This is a genomic window from Porphyromonas sp. HMSC077F02, assembly GCF_001815465.1.
Lineage (GTDB): Bacteria > Bacteroidota > Bacteroidia > Bacteroidales > Porphyromonadaceae > Porphyromonas_A > Porphyromonas_A somerae.
In genome coordinates this window covers 20150-27685 of record NZ_KV820665.1, presented here as the reverse complement: position 1 = coordinate 27685, position 7536 = coordinate 20150, and the positions used below count along the sequence as shown (strand labels likewise).

Here is a 7536-nt window from a genome sequence, read left to right as displayed (position 1 = left end):
CTTCTATGTAGATGAGTGATTTTCTCTCCAGAGGGGGGGTGGTGTAGGAGCCATCCCCCTCGCTTTTGTATGACATGCCCGTCATACGACGAAAAGAGGGGTAGCTTTCGCCACCCCTCACGTTGTGAGATTATTCCCTAAAAATCAATTCACAACAAACGCGCAAACATTATCACACTTGGATTGGATAATTCGTGTTTGCTCCGCAAATATACGACTTTTTTATTCTAGCTTGCAAATAATTTAAGATAGTTTAACTATAATATAGGGTATTATATTACCCTATGTTCAGAATAATTGCTACCTTTGTTCACAGATAGGGGTAACACCTATATAATAACACAACAAACGCAAAAGGCGATGAGTGCAATGCTTGATAACTGCACACCCTAAATGATGAAAAAGTTTATTATCAAAGAGCAAGAGAGCAGCGAGGTATTTAATAGCCTAAATGACAGCAACAGAATAGACGTTGCAGGGCTATTTACTAATGAGCTAGCAGAGGGCGGGCAAGGCTTTGACGACTTGCAATTCTTCACGACGCAAGACACTTGCCCAGATGACTTTGATGCTGACGATGTTCGCAGATCGCTATTAGCAGAGGTAGAAGTGGGCGGTGCACTGCTTTACGATTGCAACAGCGGTGAGAGCATAGCCTTCACAGCTAAAGAGATGAGCGAGGGGGCAGATAGCTTCGGGATCGGGGTCTATGACTTTGATATAGTAGAGGTAGATGAGTGACGCTATCCAAATCATAAAGCAAGAGATGAATGAGCAGGCGGTAACTATTTACCGCCTTGCTCAATTGTCTGGACTTACGAGGCGGACGATTTCGGCAACGCTTCGGGGCTTGACAAATCCGACGCTTGAGACGATAGAGGCGATGGCAAAGCCTCTGGGGCTGAGTGTTGAGGTGGTGAAGGTTAAAAAGCAGACTATGTACCCAAACGGGGACAAGTCTTAAAAATGTACCCAAATTAGACCCTATCAATACCGATGTACCCGATTTTGTACCCACTTATGTAAATAAAAAACCGCTCAAAGCCAATGTATTAGGCTCTGAGCGGTTTCTTTGTCGCGGAAGCGGGGGGATTCGAACCCCCGGTACGGTTGCCCGTACGTCAGTTTAGCAAACTGGTGGTTTCAGCCACTCACCCACACTTCCAATCGAGTGCAAAGATAACAATTATTTCGTTACAGCCAAAGGATTTGAGCACAAAAGTGGTTTCAAAGTTTGTTTTTTATCTTTAAGGGTAGGGCAGTCACCTGAAAAATCAGGTGGTAGTTATTCGCTGTTTATAGTTATTTTCTTATCTTGTCATGTGATTTAAGTGATTTCTAAGATAGAGTAAGATCAAAGGATATATTTAACGTATTTAATCAAGAGATATTATGACTGAATCTAGTACATCAACTACTTATCGTGGAAATGATAAGGTGCTTATCGGAATTATATTAGGTCTGCTTTCATTTTGGTTATTTGGCATGACCATGCTGAGTATTCAAGATGTTGTGCAAAAAGATCTTCAGATTGATAGAGGTGCCTTAGGGCTTGCCGTAACGATTACCTCCCTTGTCTCGGGTGTGACCGTTGTGATGTTTGGTAATATTGCCGATCGCTACGGACGTGCTAAGACATTGCGTTGGGGCTTTTATGCTGCCATTGTAGGAGGTATTCTTATTGCTACTACCCCTGCTAGTAGTATTTGGACCCTCCCATTTATGCTGACGGGTCGTACCCTGCAAGGGGTGTCAGCAGCCTGTATCATGCCTGCTTCACTGGCGATAATCGCTCAGTTTTGGGAGGAAAAAGAGCGTCAAAGAGCCATCAGTCTTTGGAGTATGGGCACTTGGGGTGGCACAAGCTTCGCCACTTTCGTCGGTGCCAATATGACCTCCTTTTTGGGCTGGCGCTCTATTTTTGTCTTGGCAGCTGTAACCGCCTTTATCGGACTTTTACTGGTGCGAGAGATTCCTCGCAACTATGTGGAGGGTGCCAAAGATGTAACGTTTGACTTCAAGGGGATGGTCATCTTTATGATCTCCGTCATCTGCTTGATGATAGTGATCAACTATGGTAGCAGTTGGGGATGGAACAACCCTATTACTATGGTCTTAACGGCAGTGGCAATTATAGGACTTATCCTATTCGTAAGTATCGAATCAGGAGTAGAGCTACCTTTCGTCAATATTCGGCTCTTTCAGAATAAAACCTTTACAGGAGCCACCATCTCCAATTTTATTCTCAATAGCACCGCCGGCGTACTAGTCGTTATCCCCGCACTAATGTCTGCCGCGACCGATTACGATGGCAGTGTCATCGGCTTCCTATCTATTGGTTATGGAGTGGTGATCATTGCTTTTATTCGGATCGGAGAGCGACTGTTGCAGAAGTACGGACCACGAAGGCCGATGCTACTAGGAAGCTTTATCGTTATGCTCGCTTTCCTAGTGATGTTGCCTACCAACGTGATGCGAGAAACCTATCTTATCTTGATGGGAGTCGGGTACGCACTCTTCGGACTTGGCCTAGCTTGCTATGCCACCCCTTCTACCGACGCTGCCCTCTCCACCCTTCCTCCAAAGGAATCTGCAGCTGGGTCAGGTATTTACAAGATGGCTTCATCACTCGGTTCCGCCTTTGGTATTGCAGTTTCTAGTGCCATTTACTACGGTTTGCTCTCTGGAAGTGGACAACAACTGGCACCTGAAAATAGTTTTTTCAATCAAATGTTCATTGGTGAACAGTCCAACCTCGTCTTTAGACAGTCTGCAATGATAGCTATGGCCTATAATATCTGTATGGTGCTGCTTGCGATTGTGGTAATCTCCATCACCGTTCCCAAACAAAGTAAAAAGTAATCCCTATTCATCTTGAATAAAGTATATGAAAGTTAGAAAAGAGATAGAAGCCCTCGCACCAAAGATGAGGGAGTGGCAAGAGCATTTGCACAAGCACCCCGAGGTAGCACTCGAAGAGGTCAACTCCGCCAAATACATCGCTTCAGAGCTTCGTGCAATGGGCTATGAGGTAGAAGAAGGCATCGGCACAACGGGATTGGTGGCTACCCTCAAAGTGGGAAATGGTACCAAAAACCTTGGTATCAGGGCTGAGTTCGATGCACTCCCCATAGAGGAGGTCAATGAACTTTCCTATCGAAGCGTTATTGAGGGCAAGTCGCACCTCTGTGGGCACGATGGCCATACCGCCATGTTGCTAGGGGCAGCTAAGTATCTTATGAAGACCAAGAATTTCAATGGCACACTGACACTTATCTTCCAGCCGGCAGAGGAGACCATGCAAGGTAGCCCTGGCATGATCGCGGATGGGCTATTCGAAAAGTACCCAGTTGATGCCGTCTACGCTATGCACAATATTCCTGGACTTGAAAAGGGCAAACTCTACTTCCGGGAGGGAGCCACCATGTCGGCCGTGGATAATTGGGAGATCGAATTAGTGGGCAAAGGATCGCACGGATCTATGCCCGAATTGAGTATTGATCCCGTGGTAGCAGGGGCTTCGCTCGTGATGGCACTTCAGACAATTGTCTCACGCAACCTCAGTCCTTGGCACAATGCTGTCGTCACCATCGGAGCCTTTATCGCTGGTAACGCTGGCAATGTGATTGCCAATAGTGCCATCCTACGTCTATCGGTGCGCAATATGATTGCCGAGGATCGGGAGTTGGTGCTACGTCGTATCCGTGAAATCACCAAAGCCCAAGCAGAGTGTTATGGCTGTACCTACGAGATTAGAGAGGGTCAGCCTGGGGCTGTACTCGTCAATACTCCCGAGGAGACTGCCTTTGCCACTCAAGTAGCGATAGATACTTATGGAGCGGAAAATGTGGTCAATCCAGCTGCCTCCTTTATGAGTAGCGAGGATTTTGCCTTTATGCTCCAGAAGAAGCCAGGTACCTACTTGATGATTGGCAATGGAGATACCCCAATGGTGCATCACCCCAAGTATATCTTGGATCAAGATATTTTCCCTATCGGAGCCAATTATTGGGTTTCACTTGCTGAGGCCTATCTGAAGTAACGGTCTGTCACATATAAAGAGAGAAGTCCCTTGTGCCAAAGGCGCAAGGGACTTCTCTTCTTAATGCTACGTGTGCCCCATTCAGGGGTTACGCATTAGAAAGGTCTAACCGTGACTGACCTCCCCTTGTGGGAGGTCAGACGGATCATAGCACTTAGTCAAGGCTCGTAGAGCCGATGACTAGGGGACAGAAAACGACCCACCTTCACCATTCGACCCCTTGCGGGTCGGACAACTCATTCCAGTATTAATCTGATGCGGTTGTCCGACCCGCAAGGGGTCGTGGGATAGGGGGGGATGACCGTTGATCCCCCGGTCGTTCGGGGGCCTAGCCCCCTCCGACTCGGGGGCTAGGATCCGTCGGACCTCTGCCGAGGTCCTTTCTCAAAGACACCCTGCTAAAAACCATACGGCAAGAGCTTTCTAATGCGTAACCCCTGTACCGCAAGTATTCCTATCTCAAGTGTATCTATTCTTTTTTGTACCTTTGTGAATAAGCCAAAGAGAGAATAGAAATGAGAGACTTTATAAAGACAGATGCAGCTACTGATCGCGCCTACCTTGTGGGCCTCGTGACCCCCGATGAGTCGGAGCAAGAGGTCAATGAGTACCTAGAGGAATTGGCCTTTTTAGCGCATACCGCACAGATACAGGCAGTGGAGAGCTTTACGCAAAGGCTAGAGCACCCCAACGGAGCTACATTTATAGGGAGTGGCAAGCTCCAGGAGATTGCCGATAAAATAGAGGAGGACGAGATAGGTACCGTGATATTCGACGACGAACTATCCCCCAATCAGATGCGTAATATCGAGCAAAAGCTCAAGGTGCGTGTGCTAGACCGCACCTCCCTTATCCTAGATATCTTCGCCTCCAGAGCACGCACAGCTCACGCCAAGACACAGGTGGAGCTGGCTCAATACAATTACCTCCTTCCACGACTAACGAGATTGTGGAGCCACTTGGATAGACAGCGAGGCGGAGGTGCCTTGATGCGTGGACCTGGTGAGACTCAGCTAGAGACCGACCGCCGAATAGTATTGGATAAGATTGCCAAGCTCAAAGAGGAGCTAGATAAGATCGCCAAGCAGAAAGTGGTGCAACGCAAGAATAGAGGTAAGATGGTGCGAGTGGCACTAGTCGGCTATACGAATGTGGGAAAGTCTACCATCCTGAATCTCCTAGCCAAGAGCGAAGTATTTGCCGAGAACAAACTCTTCGCCACCCTCGATACTACCGTCCGCAAGGTGGTGGTAAAGAACCTACCATTTCTCCTCTCCGATACGGTTGGGTTTATCCGTAAGCTACCAACCGAGCTGATAGAGTCCTTCAAGTCGACACTCGACGAGGTGAAGGAGTCCGATATCCTTATCCACGTAGTTGATGTGTCACATCCCGCCTTTGAGGAGCAGATAGCAGTGGTCAATCAAACCCTCAGTGAAATACTCGACGGAGAGAAAAAGCCCACAATCCTTATCTTTAATAAGGTTGATGCCTTTACCTTTGAACCCAAAGATGAGGACGACCTCACGCCAGCCACCAAAGAAAATATCTCGTTGGAGGAGCTGAAAAAGACCTGGATGGCGAAGCAGGGTGAGGAGGACGTGCTATTCATTTCGGCCAAAGAGGGGCTAGGGATTGAAGAGCTCAAGGAGCGTCTCTACGAGCGTGTGAAGGAGATCCACGTCACTCGCTTCCCTTACGACGATTTCCTTTTTAGCTATTACGATGAGACCGGTGAGGAGATGTCTCACTAGCCAATCTTTTTATTATTGATTTGAGAACGATGTAAGTAACTATGTTGGGTATTTTTGTAGATAGTTTTCCACCCGCGATAGATGGGGTAGGGGTTGGGCAGTATTATACGGCACTAGAGTTGCACAAAGCTGGTGTGGATCTGTCGGTGGTGACTGCCAATGCGGAGGGCGAGCCCTTTCAGGAGCCCTTTGATGTAAAGCGATTGCCCACTATATTATTGCGTAATCGCAAGCCCTATGGGTATGCCTTTTCCACACTTCCTAGCCCAGTGCTCTCGGAGGTGAAGGGAATGGACTTTGATATTGTCCACTGTCATAGCCCTTTCTCAGTAGGTCAGTTGGGCAAAAAGATAGCCCGAAAGAATAAGGTCCCCTTCATCGCTACATTTCACTCTAAGTATTGGGATGATATCTACCAAGCCACCAAGAGCGAAGGGATTACCGAGCTAGTGGTAGAGAAGATCGTAAAGTTTTATACCAGTGCCGATGAGGTGTGGATTGCCGACCCTTCTATCGAAAAGACACTGATTGAGTATGGTTACTACGGCCCAGTTGAGATCGTGCCAATGGGCATTGAGACCGCTGGAGTGGATTGGAGATCAGCAAGGGTTTCATGTCGCCATGAGCTAGGACTAGCAGATGATATGCCCCTTTTCCTATTCGTAGGCCAGCACATTGTACATAAGAATATCGACCTCATTTTGGATAGCTTGGCTCTGCTTGATGACCTCCCATTTCGAATGCTCTTTGTGGGGACTGGCAATGCCAAAGAACAGTTTGAGGAGAAGACAATCGCCCTCGGGCTAGGGGAGAAGGTGAAGTTTGCTGGTTTGGTATCAGACCGCGTACAATTGATGAGCTACTACGCTGCTGCCGACCTCTTCCTCTTCCCCTCACTCTATGATACCTTTGGCAATGTGATTCGAGAAGCAGCTGCCATGCACACCCCCTCATTACTGCTACGTGAGAGTACCTGCGCCACCTTTGTGGAGGAGGGCGTGAATGGCTTTACCTCTGAGAGTACCCCACAAGCTTACGCCGATAAGATTCGTGAACTTGTGAATAACCGCCAACACCTTGATAAGGTTGCCGACCACGTCTCCCAACAGCTTGGCTCCTCCTGGGGCGAAGTGGTACGAGACGAGATTATCCCCCGCTATGAAGTGCTAAAAGAGAAAAAGCTCCTAGGCCATAACGGCAAATAACCCTGTCCACCTTCATCTCCTTTTTTTTGAGAGTGTTCCACGATAGGCGATTCTCACACATTTTCCTGCAAATCGGTTAAGAAGTTGCAGGAGGATTTTGGTATGCCGAATTATGGTGAAATGTAGGCTGCTGGGAGTACTTTTGTAAGTGGTTGATAATCAGGGTTCTATTTTGACATTTGCCGAGTTGCAACTAAGCGATTGGTTATGCAACTAAGCATTTGCTTTGTTGCATCTCAGCAAATGCTTAGTTGCAACTCAACTTTTGCTCTACTAACTAGGGCGTAAAACGTCGTGCAAATGCTACTTATTTTCCTCCTCGCGTACCCTACGCCCCACCACCACAAAAACACCGAACGAATTGCCACAAAAACACCGAATGGATTGCCACAAAAACACCGAATGACTTTTGTAAGTAAATGATTTTCAGTTTTTTTTGGATAAGCGCTATGGATGACTTAATAAATATCCATTTCAGATCCTTTTTAGTGGAGTGATGATAGAAGCCCGAAGGGCTTCCATGGTCTATTAACCC

At 47.4% G+C, this 7536-nt stretch carries 7 protein-coding genes and 1 tRNA gene; 6 read left to right on the top strand and 2 right to left on the bottom strand.

The genetic code is table 11. From position 1 onward, the window contains the following. The first annotated feature begins 396 nt into the window (after positions 1-396). Both HMPREF3027_RS04445 and HMPREF3027_RS04440 read left to right on the top strand, forming a co-directional pair. Positions 397-741, top strand: a complete 345-nt coding sequence (locus tag HMPREF3027_RS04445) for a hypothetical protein (RefSeq protein WP_210400680.1) — start codon at positions 397-399, stop codon at positions 739-741. After that, positions 734-964 carry a helix-turn-helix domain-containing protein gene (locus HMPREF3027_RS04440; protein ID WP_070707265.1) on the top strand — a complete coding sequence of 77 codons (231 nt, stop codon included), beginning with the start codon at positions 734-736 and terminating at the stop codon, positions 962-964. Before HMPREF3027_RS04445 ends, HMPREF3027_RS04440 begins: the two co-directional genes overlap by 8 nt. A 114-nt stretch (positions 965-1078) precedes the next feature. On the opposite strand, the gene HMPREF3027_RS04435 is transcribed toward HMPREF3027_RS04440, so the two are convergent. Beyond that, positions 1079-1165: transfer RNA gene (locus HMPREF3027_RS04435), tRNA-Ser, on the bottom strand. A 227-nt stretch (positions 1166-1392) separates the two neighbouring features. On the opposite strand from HMPREF3027_RS04435, the gene HMPREF3027_RS04430 reads away from it, so the two are divergent. The 4 genes from HMPREF3027_RS04430 (at position 1393) to HMPREF3027_RS04415 (ending at position 7001) form a co-directional block, all read left to right on the top strand. Next, positions 1393-2862 (top strand): MFS transporter, encoded by a 1470-nt coding sequence (locus tag HMPREF3027_RS04430; RefSeq protein WP_070707264.1) that lies wholly within the window; start codon positions 1393-1395, stop codon positions 2860-2862. A gap of 25 nt (positions 2863-2887) precedes the next feature. After that, complete coding sequence (locus tag HMPREF3027_RS04425; protein ID WP_070707263.1) at positions 2888-4042, top strand: M20 aminoacylase family protein; 1155 nt, start codon at positions 2888-2890, stop codon at positions 4040-4042. A 515-nt stretch (positions 4043-4557) separates the two neighbouring features. Beyond that, positions 4558-5796: a GTPase HflX gene (gene hflX / locus HMPREF3027_RS04420; RefSeq protein WP_070707262.1), complete on the top strand. Its 1239-nt coding sequence runs from the start codon at positions 4558-4560 to the stop codon at positions 5794-5796. Positions 5797-5837: 41 nt separating this feature from the next. After that, positions 5838-7001 carry a glycosyltransferase gene (locus HMPREF3027_RS04415; protein WP_070707261.1) on the top strand — a complete coding sequence of 388 codons (1164 nt, stop codon included), beginning with the start codon at positions 5838-5840 and terminating at the stop codon, positions 6999-7001. Between the two features lie 328 nt (positions 7002-7329). On the opposite strand, the gene HMPREF3027_RS09685 is transcribed toward HMPREF3027_RS04415, so the two are convergent. After that, positions 7330-7536 (bottom strand): hypothetical protein (locus HMPREF3027_RS09685; protein ID WP_210400679.1); only part of this gene is annotated, 207 nt, incomplete at its 5' end.

Bases quoted from the DNA above. Each gene is read 5' to 3' on its own strand.
- hflX (WP_070707262.1), top strand. From the start codon at position 4,558: ATGAGAGACTTTATAAAGACAGATGCAGCTACTGATCGCGCCTACCTT.
- HMPREF3027_RS04425 (WP_070707263.1), top strand. From the start codon at position 2,888: ATGAAAGTTAGAAAAGAGATAGAAGCCCTCGCACCAAAGATGAGGGAG.
- HMPREF3027_RS04440 (WP_070707265.1), top strand. From the start codon at position 734: ATGAGTGACGCTATCCAAATCATAAAGCAAGAGATGAATGAGCAGGCG.
- HMPREF3027_RS04445 (WP_210400680.1), top strand. From the start codon at position 397: ATGAAAAAGTTTATTATCAAAGAGCAAGAGAGCAGCGAGGTATTTAAT.
- HMPREF3027_RS04430 (WP_070707264.1), top strand. From the start codon at position 1,393: ATGACTGAATCTAGTACATCAACTACTTATCGTGGAAATGATAAGGTG.
- HMPREF3027_RS04415 (WP_070707261.1), top strand. From the start codon at position 5,838: ATGTTGGGTATTTTTGTAGATAGTTTTCCACCCGCGATAGATGGGGTA.